This is a genomic window from Streptomyces himalayensis subsp. himalayensis (genome assembly GCF_013778455.1).
Classification (GTDB): domain Bacteria; phylum Actinomycetota; class Actinomycetes; order Streptomycetales; family Streptomycetaceae; genus Streptomyces; species Streptomyces himalayensis.
Genome location: NZ_JACEHE010000015.1, coordinates 95,261 through 110,492, shown reverse-complemented (window position 1 = coordinate 110,492; position 15,232 = coordinate 95,261). Strand labels below are relative to the sequence as shown.

Below are 15,232 nucleotides of genomic sequence, written 5' to 3'. Positions count from 1 at the left end.
GCGTTAACGCGTGAGTTCGGACTCTTCCACCTGTTCCAGACGCGGCACGCCGCCACGCCGCCCCGTACGCGCCTGTTCCAGCCGCAGCGCCGCCGAACGGCCGCGCAGAGTGAGCGTCATCAGCTGGTTGCCGAACCAAGGACCGGCTGTTTTCCGCCAGTTGATCGTCGTCTGTCCGTTACGCGCGTGCCGTGCGAAGCGCCGCCCCAGCGCCTGTCCCATGCGGCTCCAGCCGAACCGGAAACCGACCCTGATCGACGCCGGGATGGAGTTGTGCACGGGCGAGCAGGTCAGCTGCAGCACCCGGGCGTCCGGATCGCGCCCCTCCGGCCAGGACGGCTCCGCGACATACGCATGGTGGACGTCCCCGGACAGCACGCAGACCGTGGCCGGCGCTCCCGGACCCGTACCCGCCTCGGCGATCAGCGCGGTCAGCGCATCGAAGGACGCGGGAAAGGCCGCCCAGTGCTCCAGGTCGGCGCGCCTGCGCAGGTCTTCCGCCATACGGGCCCAGCGCGCGCCCCGCTCGCCGCGGCAGAGCGCGGCGTTCCACGCCTCGGCGTCATGGACGAGAGGGGGCAGCAGCCATGGCAGCGACGTGCCGATCAGCAGGTGGTCGTAGGACCCGTGGGCGTCCAGGGCCTGTTCGCGCAGCCAGTTCGCCTCGTCGGCGTCGTGCATCGCGCGGTTGGCCTCGTCCAGGACGCGTGCCGCCCGCGTGTCGACCATCAGCAGGCGTACGCGGCCGAAGTCGCGGCGGTAGCTCCAGCGGACCGACGAAGGATCGGCGTCTGCGCGGGCGGCGAAGGACCGCAGCACCTCGGTGCCGTCGGGCGTCGCGCGGACCGCCGTATACAACGCGTCCCGCTCCAGTTCGTCCGGCGGGAGGTTGCCCAGGTGCTGATGGACCCAGTACGACATCAGGCCGCTCAGGAGGCGCTCGCGCCACCAGGGCGTGGCCCGCATCGCGGCGAGCCAGGACTCGCTCGTGTTCCAGTCGTCGATCACGTCGTGGTCGTCGAAGATCATGAGGCTGGGGACGGTGGAGAGCAGCCAGCGCATCTCGGGGTCGAGCCACGACTCGTAATAGAGGTGCGTGTACTCCTCGTAGTCCGCGACCTCGGTGCCGGGCGGCTCGCGCAGATCCCGGCGGGCCGCCAGCCAGCGGCGGGTGGCCTGGGAGGTCTCGTCCGCGTACACCTGGTCGCCCAGGAGCAGCAGCACATCGGGCCGCTCGGCGGAGGGGTCCGCGGCGAGGCGGGCGGCCAGGGTGTCCAGTGCGTCCGGCCCCACCGGGTCCTTCTCGTCCGCGGGCGCCGCGGCCCACCGGCAGGAACCGAAGGAGACCCGGAGCGGGGAGGCCTCGGCGGCGGAGTCGTGGAGCGTACGGATCGTGCTCGGCGGGAACGGCGAGTCCGGCAGCGGCCACACGGGGGTGCCGTCCAGCATCACCTCGTACGCCGTCTCGGTGCCGGGTGTGAGGCCGGTCACCTGGACGAGCGCGTAGTGGTGCCCGTCGATCTGGAACGTGCGCGCGCGGCCCCACGACCCGTCGGCGCAGCGCACCTCGGCCGTGCACGGACGGCTCGCCTCGACCCATACGGTCGCCGACGAGCCGTCGACATATCTCAGCAGCGGTCCCAGGCGCAGCCGTGCCATGGTGATCACCCTCCTCCGTCGCCCCGTACGGTACGGAACGACGGAGGCCGGCGGGGAGGTTCCGGTAAACGGCGGCCGACGATCTGCGGCCGCTCAGGGTGATCGATTCAGCAGCCGCTGAGGACGAACGGTGATCGGTTCAGCGGCCGCTGAGAACGAACGGTGATCGGTTCAGCGGCCACTGAGAACGAACGGTTCAGCAGCCGTTCAGGGTGCTCTGCAGTGCGCTCTTCTCCGCGGAGTCCACAGAGAGGCCGTAGTAGTACTTCACCTGGACCCAGGCGCGGGCGTAGGTGCAGTGGTACGAGGTGCGGGACGGCATCCAGGTGGCCGGGTCCTGGTCGCCCTTCGACTGGTTGACGTTGTCCGTGACGGCGATGAGCTGAGGACGGGTCAGGTCGTTGGCGAAGGCCTGGCGGCGGGACGTGGTCCAGCTGTCGGCGCCGGAGTCCCAGGCCTCGGCGAGCGGGACGAGGTGGTCGATGTCCACGTCGGACGCGGCGTACCAGGTCGCGCCCTCATAGACGGAGTACCAACTGCCGCTGGTCGCGGCGCAGCTGGAGTCCTGCACGACGTTCGTGCCGTCGCGCTTGAGGACGACCTCACGGGTGTTGCAGGTCCCCGACTGCGTGATCCAGTGCGGGAAGAGGTCGCGGTTGTAACCGGTGCGGTCCTCGGTCGCGACGGTGAGAGAGGCGAGGTAGGTGCGGGCTGTGGTGGCGCTCACAGGGGTGGGGAGGGCGGCCGAGGCTGCCGGACCGTTGAAAAGTCCGGTCATGGCTATCAGCCCGGTGAGTCCGGCGAGTATGCTGAGTCGTCGACGCGCGTAGATCTTGGGCATGCGAACTCCCTTGTAGTGGGGGGCTGTTGACCGTGCAGAGCGCGTTCAGGGTGGCGGCGCCAGGTTTCGAACGGATGCGCGCCAGGTTAGAAAATAGTGACGCGAACATGACACAACAAGAGGTGTGTCGTTCCCGTTGCCGTCACCTCGGGACCAATGGCCCATGCACCCGATGCCTCGACGTCCCGTACGATGGACGGCGCAGAAGGGGAGTAGCCCGATGCCGGACCGTCGACATACTGCTCAGCTCGTCTGAGCCGGCGCCCGGAGGCAGGCCTTGTGGCCGGCCGGCGAGACCTTCGGCAAGCAGTGCTCGTGCACACATCCGTGTGCGTCCATGTGCGCTGCCGTGCCGAGGTGTCGCATGTGAGCAACCTCTCGGCGGGCGGCCCCGACCGATTGAGGAATCTTGATCAGCATCAGTGTGATGGCGCTTGTCTTCGGCGTCGTCTTCCTTGCCGAACTGCCGGACAAGACCGCGCTGGCCGGGCTCGTCCTCGGCACGCGCTACCGCGCGTCGTACGTCTTCGCCGGTGTCGCCGCCGCCTTCGTCGTCCACGTCACGCTGGCCGTCGCGGCGGGCAGTGTCCTGACCCTGCTGCCGGACCGGATCCTCCATGCCCTCACCGGTGTGCTGTTCCTCGGCGGCGCCGCCATGCTGCTCCTGCAGAAGGGCGGGGACGAGGGCGAGGAGATCCGCAAGCCGGAGAACCAGGGCTTCTGGAAGGTCTCGGGCGCGGGCTTCATGCTCATCCTGGTCGCGGAGTTCGGTGATCTGACGCAGATCATGACGGCCAACCTCGCCGCCCGCTACGACGACCCGCTCTCCGTCGGACTCGGTGCCGTGCTGGCGCTGTGGTCCGTGGCCGGCCTCGGCATCCTCGGCGGCCGGGCCCTCATGAAGCGGGTGCCGCTGGCGCTCATCACCAAGATCGCGGCCCTGCTGATGCTGGGGCTCGGCGTGTGGAGTCTGTACGAGGCGGTGGCGCCCTGACGGATTCGTTTTGTATCGTGGAGGAACAAAGTGGCTTCGCCCGTTCACCCTGACCGGCGGGCGGAGCCGCTTGACCTCCCGGACCTGTCCGGAACCCCCTCTCCCCTGGAGCTCTGCCGATGACGGCGCACCCCACCACCGTTCTGACCGCACGTGCACTCCTCCTGGACATGGACGGCACCCTCGTCAACTCGGACGCGGTGGTCGAGCGCTGCTGGCGGCGCTGGGCGGACGGGCACGGGCTGGACTTCGACGAGGTCATCAAGATCGTCCACGGGCGACAGGGGTACGCGTCCATGGCGCTGCTGCTGCCGGACCGGCCCATGGAGGAGAACTACGCGGACAACGCCCGTGTCCTGGCCGAGGAGACCGCCGACGTCGAGGGCGTCGTGGAGATCGCCGGGGCCGGCGACTTCCTCGCCTCCCTTGCCGGGTTGGCGCACGCGCTCGTGACGTCGGCGGATGTCGCCCTGTCCACGGCGCGTATGGCTGCGGCGGGGCTGCCGCTGCCGCCGGTCCGGATCACCGCCGAGTCCGTCGGCGCCAGCAAGCCGGATCCCGAAGGGTTCCTGAAGGCCGCCGCCGAGCTGGGGGTCGACCCCGCCGACTGCCTGGTCTTCGAGGACTCCGAGGCGGGGATCCTGGCGGGGCGCTCCGCGGGGATGCGGGTTGTGGGGGTCGGCCCTCGGGCGGCCCAGTACGGGCCGACGGTGCATGTTGCGGATCTGTCCGGGGTGCGGGTCGAGGGTGGGGCCGACAGGGTTGTGCGGGTGCGGGTGGGGTGACGGCGCCGGGCCGCCGTCCGGCGGCCCGTGCCGGGCCGCGTGTCACCGTGCGGTGCCGTACGCCCCGGGGGCGGCCCTGTCCTACGGGCGCAGGTAACACCGCACGTTGCCGTACGTCGTGGGTTGTGCCCACCCGTTCCTCCCCCAGTGCCTTGAGGGCCTGGGGAACCCCCGGCGGAACGCTTGCCCACACCGGGCCAACGGGGTGCCCCCGCGACGCGTACCCCCACCGGCCTGCGGGCGCCACGCCACCTGAGGGGACGTGCTGGTGGCTTCGGAGCCGTAGGGGAACCCGGAGCCGTCGGGTTCCCCTACGGCTCCGACGTCTCGCTTTCCAGGCTTCGCCGCGTCTGCGGCCCATACGTCCCGTTCTCGCGGATCCCGCGCGCCCTCTGGTAGCGGCTCACCGCGTCCTCGACCGGCCAGTCGTACTCCCCGTCCGCATCCCCCACGTACAGCCTCAACTGCTGCAGGCGCTGCTGCAGTTCCACGACCTCCGGCCCCTCGTCGCCGCGCCGCAACACCTGCGAGCCCCCGTCCCGATCCGTGGGCGTCGAGCTGGCCGTGGCCGTCGCGCTGGTCGCCGACGGTGCCGCCGTCGCGCCCGCCGCCGACCGGGACGACGATGACGTACTGCCGTTCTTCGACGGAGACGGCGACGAGTCCGGAGACGAGGAGCGAGCCGGGGACGGGTCCGCCGACGCCGAGGCGGACCCGGGTACGGACTCGGACGCGGTGCGCGACGTCGGCGCCGGGTCGACGGCATCGGGCACGCTCATGCGGGTGTCGTCCGGGAGGGCACTGCCCCGGTCCGGCTTCTCGTAGGAGAACAGGCCGCTCACGACGGCGCCGGTGGCCAGCACTGCGACCACCGACCCCGCCGCGCCGACCAGTGCGAGACGCCGACGCGTCCGGGGTCTGCCGAGCGGTTCGCCGTACGGCTCATCCTCATACGGTCCGGCAGCCGCGGCAGACGCCCGGCCCGACTGCCCGGCTGCAGGCCCGCCCAACAGTGCGGCCGACTGCCCGCCCGACAGCGCCGCCGACTGTCCGGCCGAGAGCGCGGCAGGCTCTCCGGGCACGGGCGGCCTGTCACCGATCGAACCTCTCGGGTGGCCGGACGACTCGTCGGCCGGGTACTCCGCGAACACCTCCGCCGCCGCGAACAGATCCACATCCGCCGGACTCGGCGCCCCACCCGCTGCACCCGGCTGGAGCGTCGTGCCCACCCCTGGCGCGGCGCCCGAAGGGCCGGCAGACCCAGAGGCCGGCGAGGCGACGGGCCCGGAGTCCCGACGGGCGTCGTGGCCCGAAAGCGAGACGTAGGGGCGGATGCGCAGGGGATGGAAGTCCTCCGCTGCAGCCACGTCGGCGGACCTGGCCTCCCGTACGGCGTCCGCCGACCGCTCGGCGCATGTGCAGGCGGCTGCCCCTTCCTCGTCTCGTGCCATGCCGCATTCAGGACACTGCTGTCCGCTCGTGCTCACCGTCCGGACCCCTCCCTATGAGCTCCAGCGATTATGCAGATCCCGTGGAGGGCGGCGCAGGCGCTCAGGAGGACTCAACAGGCCATAACGGGTGACACCGACCACGATGGAGAGGAACAGGCCCCAGGCCACCAGGAGGTGTCCATGTCCCAGGACGTGAGCGACACACACCCCGCCGGGCATGGCATAGGCCAGGAAGGCCATGTCCAGGGCGGGGTGCTCGCCTCGATCGGCGCGTTGCTGCTCGGCATGCTGCTCGCCGCGCTCGACCAGACCATCGTCTCGACGGCGCTGCCGACCATCGTCAGCGATCTCGGTGGCATGGAGCACCTCTCGTGGGTCGTCACCGCCTATCTGCTCGCCTCGACGGCAGCGACCCCGCTCTGGGGCAAGCTCGGCGACCAGTACGGCCGCAAGAAGCTGTTCCAGGCGGCCATCGTGATCTTCCTGATCGGCTCGGCGCTGTGCGGCATGGCGCAGAACATGCCGGAGCTCATCGGGTTCCGCGCGCTGCAGGGGCTCGGTGGCGGCGGGCTGATCGTGCTGTCGATGGCGATCGTGGGCGACATCGTGCCGCCACGGGACCGCGGCCGTTACCAGGGGCTGTTCGGCGCGGTCTTCGGCGCGACGAGCGTACTGGGGCCGCTGCTCGGCGGGCTGTTGACGGAGCACCTGAGCTGGCGCTGGGTGTTCTACGTCAATCTGCCGGTCGGGATCGTGGCGCTGCTCGTGATCGCTGCCGCGCTGCACATCCCGCGGCGCGCCACCCCGCACACCATCGACTACCTGGGCACGTTCCTCATCGCCTCCGTCGCCACCTGCCTGGTGCTGGTCGCCTCGCTCGGCGGCACCACGTGGGCCTGGGGCTCGGCGCAGATCATCGGTCTTGCCGTGCTGGGCGTCGTGCTGGCCGTCGCTTTCGTGGCCGTGGAGCGCAGGGCCGCCGAGCCGGTGCTTCCGCTGAAGCTGTTCCGGATCAGGACGTTCACGCTGTCCGCGGTGATCAGCTTCGTCGTCGGGTTCGCGATGTTCGGGGCGATGGTCTATCTGCCGACGTTCCTGCAGATCGTGCACGGCATCTCGCCGACCCTGTCGGGCCTGTACATGCTGCCCATGGTGGCCGGCCTGCTGCTGGCCTCCACGGCGTCCGGCCAGATCGTCAGCCGCACCGGACGCTGGAAGGTCTTCCCGGTCGCCGGCACGGGCATCACGACGCTCGGACTCCTTCTGCTGCACCAGCTCGACGAGAACAGCGGTACGGGCGAGATCAGCGCGTTCTTCTTCGTGTTCGGCTGCGGACTCGGCCTGGTCATGCAGGTGCTGGTGCTCATCGTGCAGAACGCGGTGTCGTACGAGGACCTGGGCGTCGCGACGTCAGGGGCCACCTTCTTCCGCTCCATCGGCGCCGCGTTCGGTGTCGCCATCTTCGGCACGATCTTCGCGAACCGGCTCGGCGACAAGCTGACGAGCGCGTTCGCCGGCCGCCAGCTGCCGCCCGGCATCACCCCGGAGACGCTCGAGGCCGACGCCCGCGGCATCGAGCAGCTCCCTGCCGCGCTCCGGCCCGCCGCCCTGCAGGCGTACGCGTCGTCGATCACGGACGTCTTCCTCTACGCGGCGCCGGTCGCCCTGGTCGCCTTCGTACTGTCCTGGTTCCTGCACGAGGACAAGCTGCGCGGCTCGGTGACGGCGCCCGACACGACCGAGACCCTCGCCAGCAACCCCGTCGAACGGTCGTCGTACGACGAGGTGGCGCGCGCCCTGTCCGTGCTCGGCACGCGCGAAGGACGCCGCGAGATCTACGAGAAGATCACCGCGAAGGCCGGCTACGACCTGCTGCCCGCGGCGAGTTGGCTGCTGCTGCGCATCAACCGCTACGGCTCCGCCGAGCCGGGCGTGCTCGCCGAACACAGCGCCGTGCCGCTGAACATCATCACGGCCGCGGCCCGCCAGATCGAGGAGCGGCACCTCGCCGTACGCGAGGGTCTGACGCTCCACCTGACGGAACAGGGGAACCGGGTCGCCGAGAAACTGGCGCAGGCCCGCGAGGAGTCCCTCGCCGAGCTGCTCGGCGACTGGTGGACCCGCGACCGCCCCACCGACCTCGCCCAACTCGTCCGGGAACTCAACAGGGAGCTGTGCGGCAGCGATGCGGAACGGCCGCACGACGGACCGGTCCAGAAGCGGCCGCACGGCGTCGAGGCGGGCGTCTGAGCCGCCAGTGCCGCCAGTTCCGGGTGCCCCCGGCCGGGACTCCTGGCCGTCAGCTCCCGGCCGGTCCGAGCCGTCAGCCCTCGGCCGCGAGCCTCTTGCTGAACCAGTGCTCGGCGTATGCGCTCGCGTTGTACGCCTCGATCTCCTCATAGCCGTGGCGGGCGTACAGCGCGCGGGCCTCCACCAGGTCGTGCCGGGTGTCCAGGACGACGCGGTCGGCGCCGAGTGCGCGGGCAGCGTCCTCGGCCGCCGCAAGCAGAAGGGCCGCGCCGCCCTTGCCGCGCATCTCCCTGCGTACGAAGAACCGCTTGAGCTCTCCCGTCGAGGCGTCCAGCAGCCGCATCCCGGCCATGCCCGCCGGCTCCCCGTCGTACCGCGCGACCAGCAGCACCCCGCGGGGCGGGACGAAATCGGACCCGGGGTCCGCCGCGATCTCCCGCTCCAGCTCGTCGGGCGGCGTCGAGCGCCCCTCGTGGAGCTCATACCAGCGGTCGCTGACCTCCGTGTAGTACGCCCGCCAGAGGGCCACCGCCACGGGGGAGTCGAACGCCTCCGGAGCGACGGTCCACGGCCCCTGTGCCGTGTCCGCCTTCGCCGGCGAGTGAGGCGTTGTGCCCGTGATCCTGTGGGCCGTCGTGCCCGTCGCGTCGGTCATGGCGCTCATTGTCGGGGCGGGCCCGGCGGCGGGTGCAAGCGGATTTAGAGATGCTCACAACGCCTGCCCGGACCGGCGCCCGGCGGGGCTGCGGGCCGGAGACGGGCGGGCGCCGTTTGAGTGCGGGTATCCGGGCAACCCGGCGCAGGGACAGGAGCTACGACAGACCATGCGAAAGACCCAGGAGGGCAGCCGGCCATGTCAGGCCTGACCATCGCGCTGATCGTGATCGCGGTCGTGATCGTGCTCGCCGCCATCGGAGCCTTCGCCGCCACCGCCGTGCTCGGAAGCTCGCGCGGACTGAAGCGGCGCTTCGGACCGGAGTACGAACGGACGGTCGCCCGCCACGACGGCGACACCAAAGCAGCGGAACGGGACCTCACGGACCGCGTGAAGCGGCACGGCTCACTCCGTACGCGCCCCCTGGAACCCGCCGCGCGGGAGGCGTACGAGACCCGCTGGACGGATGCGCAGGAGCGCTTCGTCGACTCGCCGGGCGATGCGGTGACCGAGGCGGACCGGCTGCTCGCGGAGGTTGCGGCGGCCCGCGGCTTCCCTGACGGCGTGCACTACGAGGAGCAGGTGGCCGCCCTGTCCGTGCACCACGGCACGCACGTCGACGGCTACCGCCGGGTGCACCGGGTGGCCCGGGCCGGGACCACCGGCGGCACGCAGAGCAGCCTGTCCGGCACGGAGGAGATGCGCGCCGCCATGCTCGACGCGCGCGCCCTCTTCGACGACCTGGTGGCGGAGCACGGCACCCGCGCGGGCCGGTCCGAGGGGCAGGGCACGGGCCGCAGCAGCGCCGCGGACGCCACGGGCCGGTCTCGCGAGGACCGCGGGGGCGGGCGGTTCCACTCCCTGTGGGCCTTCAACCGGCATCACCCGAAGAGGAGTTGAGCGGCATGGCCGACTACGAGGGCACGGGGACGCTGCTGCCGCCCGATGAACGCGACAAACTGACCGCCCGTCTGCAGCACGCTGTCAACGCGTTCGTCGACAGCCCGAGGGGCGCGGTCGAGGAGGCCGACGAGGTCCTGCACGAGGCGGTCAACCGCGTGACGAAGACCCTCGCACACCGCCGCCGTACGATCCGCACCGCCTGGCAGTCCATGGGTGAGGGCGAGGAGCGCACGGCGGACACGGAGCAGCTGCGCCTGGCGCTGCGGGACTACCGGGAGACGGCGGAGCGGCTCCTGAGCCTGTGACGGACGGACGGACGGTCGGTCCGGACGGCGGTCCGGACGGCGGCCCGGACGGGCGGTCCGGACGGCGGCCCGGGCAGCGATCCGGACAGCGGTCCGCCGGTCGGTGGCGGCGGCCGGCGGACCGCCCTCGAGCGGCCCCTGCTTGCGGGCAGGGGCCGCTTTGTCGTACCAGCTCCTGCCAGCTGGGTCGTACCAGCTCCTGCCAGCTGGCCGGGCTCACCGCTGCCGGCGCTCGTGCCAGTCCCTCACCACGGCCTCGACGTCGAACGGCGCGAGACCCAGCAGAGGGCCGGGCGGCGGCCGGCGCAGCGCTTCGCTGATCTTGTCGTTGATGTCGGCGATGATCCGCCGGACCACGGGCTCCGACGGTGCCGCGGCGGCCGCGGCGCGGGCGTCCTCCGCCTCCTTGCGGAGGGCGAGCGTGGGCGGGAGATGGGAGAGGCCCTCGCGGGCCATCTTCTGCTTGACCCACCACATCTCGTCGTACGAGGTGTCCGGGCCGTCCGGCAAGGGCTTGCCGGCCCCCGGAAGGCGGGCGAAGTCGCCGCGCTCCTCCGCCTCGCGAATCTGCTTGTCGATCCAGGACTCGAAGCTGACACCGGGTGGCTTGCGCTCGGTCATGTGTTCATTGTCTCAGAGGTGAAGCTTCGTCCCGGAGGGGCGGTGGCGGCCGTGTCGTGTGTCACCTCCACGGGCCCGGAGGCTCGCCAGCGGCCTATCATGCGGCCGCGGCGCGGCAACCGTGCCCGGACTTCGGCGATTTGAAGGAGCGCACGTGCTCGAGCTCACCATGGCCTCGGTGTCGGACGCGGACGCAGCGGCTACCGCGGGCATGACCATCGCCGAAGCGCCGAGCGCCCCGGGCGCCGTGCTGCGCGTGGGGCGGGACAAGAGCGTGTGCCGGCTGGTCACGCCCGACGACTGGCTGTTCGTGTCGCGCGTACACCTGGAGTTCGTCTGCGGACCGGATGGGACCTGGACGGTCACCTGGCTGCGCGGCTCGCAGCCGGACCCCTCGTCGGAGGTCCGGCTGGTGAGGGGCGGGGCAGCCCAGCCCGTCGGGTACGGCGCGACGGTGTCGCTGCCGCGCGGCGGCTCCGGCGAGCTGATCATCGCCGACCGGAGCAGGCCGCGCAGTGTGAACGTGGGGTTCTACCACGAGGGCTGAGGCGGCCGGAGGCTTGAGTTCCCTTCCCTCCGACACACGGGCCGGCACGAACCCGTCGTAACCCTTGCTGCCGACGGGCCCCTGGACCGGCCTGGGGGCTTCGCTTCCAGGCCCGGATCGCCCTTCAGCCATGTCCACAAGATCCCCCAGGCAACGCCGGGGTGCCTCAGGAGTGCCCCCAGACTTCCATCACGGGCCTTGGGCGGAAACCCATTCGCCGCGCATCATCGACATCCGGTCAAATGTCCGGAGGCAGTCAGGTGAATCAGGGGTGGCGTGCGTCTCACCCCCAAGGTGATGCGAGGCTCCTCGGGGGCCCTGAGGCTCTCGGGGGCCGGACAGGTCCAGGACAAGGAACCGGGCGCGGGGGCGTGCGGTCCCGTGCGGCAAGGCACGGGGCGACGAGGCACGAGTTGACGGACGGGGCGGGAGGGCCGACGCGGCGTGGCGAACGTGGAGCACGGTGGAGCGGGTAATGCCTTGGGGGCGGGGGCGTCCGGAGTGGCGACGGCGCGACTGGGAGCGGCCCGCGCCGCCCTGTGGGTGATCGCCGCCGTCCTTGCGATACGCCAGGTCGCGGCGGTGCTGCGGCTGCCTCCCGGGGAACGGCTGACCGACCTGGAGACCTGGACCGGGCCGGGCGGTGTCCTTCATGTGGAGGGCTCGCTGTACGACGCGGACGTGTTCACCGGCACTCCTTTCGCCGGCCTCGTGCTCAGGCCACTCACGAGCGCCGCCGAGGAAGCGCTCGGCTGGGGCTGGACCTTCGGCACCCTGCTGCTCGTCGTGGTGCTCGGCCTGGTCGCGGCCCGCGCCCTGCCGCAGCCGGTGTCCCGCCGCACGTCGCTGCTGGCCGCGCCCGTGGCGATCTGTCTGCTGATGATCTCGCTGCCGGTGCGCAACACCCTGTATCTCGGGCAGACCAGCATCCTGCCGGTCCTGCTGGTGCTGCTCGGCTGCTTCGCGGCCCGCGGTGAGCGCCTCAGCGGGGCGCTCATCGGTGTCGCCGCGGCCCTCCAGCCGACCGTGCTGCTGTTCGCGCCGCTGCTGTGGCTCACCGGACGCAGACGCGCCGCCGCCTCCACCGGCGTCACGTTCGCCGCCTGCACCGCGCTGGCCTGGGCGGCCCTTCCGCATGACTCCCGGACGTACTGGGTGCACCATCTCGCCGGCGCGGGCCTCGGCGAGCGCCCGGACAGCCTCGCCAACCAGTCGCTGCACGGCGCGCTGCTGCGGCTCGGACTCCAAGGGCCGCTCGAAACAGCGCTGTTCCTCATGCTGGGCGCGGCCGTCGCCGTCGTCGGGCTGCGCCGCGCGGTGCGGTACGCGCGCGACGGGCAGCTGCTGCTCGCCGTCGCGCTGACCGGCTGTGTCGCTGCCGTGGTGTCGCCGACGACCTGGCAGCACCAGCTGCTGTGGGTGCTGCTCGCCGTGGTCGGCCGGGTCGGCAGGCGGGAGTCGGACCGCTACGTCTGGCCGGTCGCTGTCGTCCTGGTGATGACGCTGCCCGCGAAGATGATGCTGCCGAACATGGCGATGCTCCATCCGCTGCGGGACAACGTGGTGCTGATCGCCGCGGTCGCCGCCGCCTGCGCCGTGCCCTTCCTGCCCCGTACGTCGCCGTACTACCGGACACCGGTCCCGACCGACTACGCCGAGCCCGCCCCGTCCCGGTGGAGCCGCGTGCCGCTGCTGCCCTTCTGGCGCCGCGTGCTCAGCCGCCCGAACCTGCTGCTCGAACTGCTGCTGATACGCGTCGGCTACTCCGCCTACTCGCACGTCCGCCTCGCCGCGACCGGCGGCCGGGCCGCCGCCGAGGAACACGGCGAGCAGATACACGCGATAGAGAAGGCCCTCTTCATCGACATCGAGCACTGGGCCAACCACACCGTCGTGAAGGTGCCCTGGCTGGAGGGCTTCTTCAACTTCTACTACTCGTCGTTCCACTTCGTCGTACCGCTGACGATCCTCGGCGTCCTCTATGCGCGCCGCCCCGCCGACTACCGCTGGGCGCGCTCCGCGCTCGGCCTCGCCACACTCCTCGCCCTCCTCGGCTTCTGGCTCTACCCGCTCGCGCCGCCGCGCCTCATGCCGGACCTCGGCTTCGTCGACACGGTCCACGGTGTCCAGGACTTCTCCCAGCCGGACTACGGGGCGCTGACCGCGCTGACGAACCAGTACGCGGCGATGCCCTCGCTGCATTTCGGCTGGTCACTGTGGTGCGGCATCGTCATCGTCGTCCTGGCGCCGAAGTGGTGGATGAAGGCGCTGGGGCTGCTGCACCCGCTGTTCACGGTCTCCGCGATCGTCGTGACCGCCAACCACTGGGTGCTGGACGCGGCCGGCGGCGCCGCCGTCGTCGGCGCGGGCTTCGCACTCACGCATGTGCTGTCCGGGCCGCGTTCCCGCATCCCGCTGAAGGCCGCAGGCGCCGTCAGCACCGAGCCGGAGAAGGCGCCCGACCGTACTCCGAGCTGATCCGGTACTCGCCCGGCGCGGACACCGTCAGCCGCGTGAACTCGCCGTGCCGCTCCAGGCATCCGCCCTTCGCCCGGAGCCACGGCGAGTACGCGACGCGCACGGTCACCACGCCCGGCCGCGGGACGCGGACCACGATGTCCGAGCTGGTCGTACGCACGACGGTGGCGGGCGTCGAGACCAGCGGCACGGCGTCCTGGACGCGGTAGACGCGCCAGTGCGCGTCACTCCACACGGGTTCCAGCCAGGACGGTCCGCTGCGCACGAGGCGCGCCTCCTGCTCGGCGGGGCCGTCCGGTTTCCCCGACGACAGCACCACGAACCCCACCGCCCACCGGTCCAGCCAGGCCCGGTACGTCGCCGCCGAGAAGGACCCGTCGTAGAAGAGCCGCCCGCGCTCGACGTCGAGCTGGCGGTTCCAGCCGCGCGCCATGTTCACATGCGGCGCGAGTGCGGTGGCCTCGCGATGGTTGCGGGCCGGGACCACCTCGACCCGGCTACGGTCGGCGCCGAGCCGCCGCAGAGCCCCCACCACACCCTTGGTGTCGGCTGCCCAGGCGGGCACGGTCGTCGACACCACCAGGTCGTCCCGGGTCTTCTGCACCACCCACCCCGAGGACAGCACCAGCGCCACCGCGAGCACCAGGCTGCGGACGACGGGCAGGCCCGGCCCGAGCAGCGCGCCGCGCACGGCATGCAGCCCGGGTGCGGACACCACGCCGCGTACGGCGGGCAGCCCGGATGCGAGCAGCGCGGCGAGCAGCACGGCCGGGGCCAGCAGCTCGGTGAGCCGCTCGACGTTCGTTCCGATCGGGGACGGAACCAGATACGTGAGCACTGTGCCGGCGGCGTACACCGCAGCACCCCACCGCACCACCCGCCACGAACGCGGCGCCGCCACCACGACGGCCAGGCTGTACAGAACCGGCGGCCAGATACGGGAGAACGGCATGGGCTGCTCGCCGCTGAACGGAAACAGCAGCGTCGTCACCCCGACCACGACGACAGGCGGCACCAGCAGCACGACGGCCCGGACACGGTCGCGTACGAAGAACCAGCCCGCCCCCGCGACCATGACGAACAGCCCGGCCACCGGACTCGCCATGGCCGCCAGCCCCGCGCACACGGTCGCGAGCCACGCGCGCCGTTCCGACACCAGCAGCAGACAGGCGGCGAGCCCGAAGGCCACGCCCAGTGCGAACGTCGTACGCCCCGACGCCACGTTGCACCACAGGGCGAGCGAGGCGAGCAGGGCAGGCCCCAGCGGCCGTCGTATCCCGGTGCGTACGAAGATCACCGCGGCCAGCCAGGCCGCCGCGAGCCCGGAGATGACCGTTACGGTGCGCACGCCGAGGCCAGCCATCAAGTACGGCGATATGAGGCTGTAGTTGGCGGTGTGCATACCGCCGTACCAGAACAGGCCGTACGCCGATCCGCCGTGCCGGGACGCGAACTCGGCCCACGCCTCCTGGGCCGCCAGGTCGCCGCCGCCCGTGGCGAGGAAGATCCACCACACCGCGTACAGGGACAGCGTGGGGACGGTCGCGATCAGCGGGATGCGATGGCGGCGGACCAGGCCGAGAAGCCCGCGGGGTGGTTGGGGGAGTTCCTTACGGGGTGATGACCCGCCTGCTGTGCGGGGGCCGGACAGCTCGGCGGAGACCAAGGCACTGTTTCCATTCGAAGGCTACGAGGGGCAAGTGAATCAGGTGACACTTGCCTGGACGCTGCCCAGGACGGATT

13 protein-coding genes are annotated in these 15,232 nt (G+C 71.6%); 7 read left to right on the top strand and 6 right to left on the bottom strand.

What is annotated here, in order from left to right; genetic code table 11:
- Positions 1-3: 3 nt before the first annotated feature.
- Both H1D24_RS23940 and H1D24_RS23935 read right to left on the bottom strand, forming a co-directional pair.
- Positions 4-1,659 (bottom strand): alkaline phosphatase D family protein, encoded by a 1,656-nt coding sequence (locus tag H1D24_RS23940; protein WP_181659729.1) that lies wholly within the window; start codon positions 1,657-1,659, stop codon positions 4-6.
- A 196-nt stretch (positions 1,660-1,855) separates the two neighbouring features.
- Positions 1,856-2,500 carry an HNH endonuclease family protein gene (locus H1D24_RS23935; RefSeq protein WP_181659728.1) on the bottom strand — a complete coding sequence of 215 codons (645 nt, stop codon included), beginning with the start codon at positions 2,498-2,500 and terminating at the stop codon, positions 1,856-1,858.
- Positions 2,501-2,909: 409 nt separating this feature from the next.
- Here H1D24_RS23935 and H1D24_RS23930 point away from each other — a divergent pair, with 409 nt between their 5' ends.
- Together H1D24_RS23930 and H1D24_RS23925 are read left to right on the top strand one after the other, a co-directional pair.
- Positions 2,910-3,494: a TMEM165/GDT1 family protein gene (locus H1D24_RS23930; protein WP_181659727.1), complete on the top strand. Its 585-nt coding sequence runs from the start codon at positions 2,910-2,912 to the stop codon at positions 3,492-3,494.
- A gap of 119 nt (positions 3,495-3,613) precedes the next feature.
- A complete protein-coding gene (locus H1D24_RS23925; RefSeq protein WP_181659726.1) occupies positions 3,614-4,279 on the top strand; it encodes an HAD family hydrolase in 666 nt (221 codons plus the stop codon).
- Between the two features lie 311 nt (positions 4,280-4,590).
- On the opposite strand, the gene H1D24_RS23920 is transcribed toward H1D24_RS23925, so the two are convergent.
- The gene (locus H1D24_RS23920; RefSeq protein WP_181659725.1) at positions 4,591-5,730 is read right to left on the bottom strand and encodes a peptidoglycan-binding protein; all 1,140 of its coding nucleotides are present in this window, start codon (positions 5,728-5,730) and stop codon (positions 4,591-4,593) included.
- A gap of 180 nt (positions 5,731-5,910) precedes the next feature.
- Between H1D24_RS23920 and H1D24_RS23915 the strand changes: the two genes are divergently transcribed.
- The gene (locus tag H1D24_RS23915; RefSeq protein ID WP_181659724.1) at positions 5,911-7,980 is read left to right on the top strand and encodes an MDR family MFS transporter; all 2,070 of its coding nucleotides are present in this window, start codon (positions 5,911-5,913) and stop codon (positions 7,978-7,980) included.
- A 73-nt stretch (positions 7,981-8,053) separates the two neighbouring features.
- Here H1D24_RS23915 and H1D24_RS23910 read toward each other — a convergent pair whose 3' ends face one another.
- Positions 8,054-8,635, bottom strand: a complete 582-nt coding sequence (locus H1D24_RS23910; protein ID WP_181659723.1) for a GNAT family N-acetyltransferase — start codon at positions 8,633-8,635, stop codon at positions 8,054-8,056.
- 198 nt (positions 8,636-8,833) lie between these two features.
- On the opposite strand from H1D24_RS23910, the gene H1D24_RS23905 reads away from it, so the two are divergent.
- Positions 8,834-9,535 carry a hypothetical protein gene (locus H1D24_RS23905; protein WP_181659722.1) on the top strand — a complete coding sequence of 234 codons (702 nt, stop codon included), beginning with the start codon at positions 8,834-8,836 and terminating at the stop codon, positions 9,533-9,535.
- Positions 9,536-9,540: 5 nt separating this feature from the next.
- The gene (locus H1D24_RS23900) at positions 9,541-9,843 is read left to right on the top strand and encodes a hypothetical protein (RefSeq protein ID WP_181659721.1); all 303 of its coding nucleotides are present in this window, start codon (positions 9,541-9,543) and stop codon (positions 9,841-9,843) included.
- A 216-nt stretch (positions 9,844-10,059) separates the two neighbouring features.
- On the opposite strand, the gene H1D24_RS23895 is transcribed toward H1D24_RS23900, so the two are convergent.
- Positions 10,060-10,464 carry a DnaJ family domain-containing protein gene (locus H1D24_RS23895; RefSeq protein WP_181659720.1) on the bottom strand — a complete coding sequence of 135 codons (405 nt, stop codon included), beginning with the start codon at positions 10,462-10,464 and terminating at the stop codon, positions 10,060-10,062.
- Between the two features lie 154 nt (positions 10,465-10,618).
- Between H1D24_RS23895 and H1D24_RS23890 the strand changes: the two genes are divergently transcribed.
- Together H1D24_RS23890 and H1D24_RS23885 are read left to right on the top strand one after the other, a co-directional pair.
- Positions 10,619-11,011, top strand: coding sequence for an FHA domain-containing protein (locus H1D24_RS23890; RefSeq protein ID WP_181659719.1), 393 nt, complete (start codon positions 10,619-10,621; stop codon positions 11,009-11,011).
- Positions 11,012-11,455: 444 nt separating this feature from the next.
- Positions 11,456-13,489: a bifunctional glycosyltransferase 87/phosphatase PAP2 family protein gene (locus H1D24_RS23885; protein WP_181659718.1), complete on the top strand. Its 2,034-nt coding sequence runs from the start codon at positions 11,456-11,458 to the stop codon at positions 13,487-13,489.
- On the opposite strand, the gene H1D24_RS23880 is transcribed toward H1D24_RS23885, so the two are convergent.
- A complete protein-coding gene (locus tag H1D24_RS23880) occupies positions 13,446-15,155 on the bottom strand; it encodes a DUF8823 domain-containing protein (protein ID WP_181659717.1) in 1,710 nt (569 codons plus the stop codon). The two genes, H1D24_RS23885 and H1D24_RS23880, sit on opposite strands and share 44 nt — an antisense overlap.
- Positions 15,156-15,232: the final 77 nt, after the last annotated feature.

Coding starts and splice junctions, on each gene's coding strand:
- H1D24_RS23900 (WP_181659721.1), top strand. CDS start 9,541: ATGGCCGACTACGAGGGCACGGGGACGCTGCTGCCGCCCGATGAACGC.
- H1D24_RS23935 (WP_181659728.1), bottom strand. CDS start 2,500: ATGCCCAAGATCTACGCGCGTCGACGACTCAGCATACTCGCCGGACTC.
- H1D24_RS23905 (WP_181659722.1), top strand. CDS start 8,834: ATGTCAGGCCTGACCATCGCGCTGATCGTGATCGCGGTCGTGATCGTG.
- H1D24_RS23920 (WP_181659725.1), bottom strand. CDS start 5,730: ATGGCACGAGACGAGGAAGGGGCAGCCGCCTGCACATGCGCCGAGCGG.
- H1D24_RS23895 (WP_181659720.1), bottom strand. CDS start 10,464: ATGACCGAGCGCAAGCCACCCGGTGTCAGCTTCGAGTCCTGGATCGAC.
- H1D24_RS23910 (WP_181659723.1), bottom strand. CDS start 8,635: ATGACCGACGCGACGGGCACGACGGCCCACAGGATCACGGGCACAACG.
- H1D24_RS23915 (WP_181659724.1), top strand. CDS start 5,911: ATGTCCCAGGACGTGAGCGACACACACCCCGCCGGGCATGGCATAGGC.
- H1D24_RS23925 (WP_181659726.1), top strand. CDS start 3,614: ATGACGGCGCACCCCACCACCGTTCTGACCGCACGTGCACTCCTCCTG.
- H1D24_RS23940 (WP_181659729.1), bottom strand. CDS start 1,659: ATGGCACGGCTGCGCCTGGGACCGCTGCTGAGATATGTCGACGGCTCG.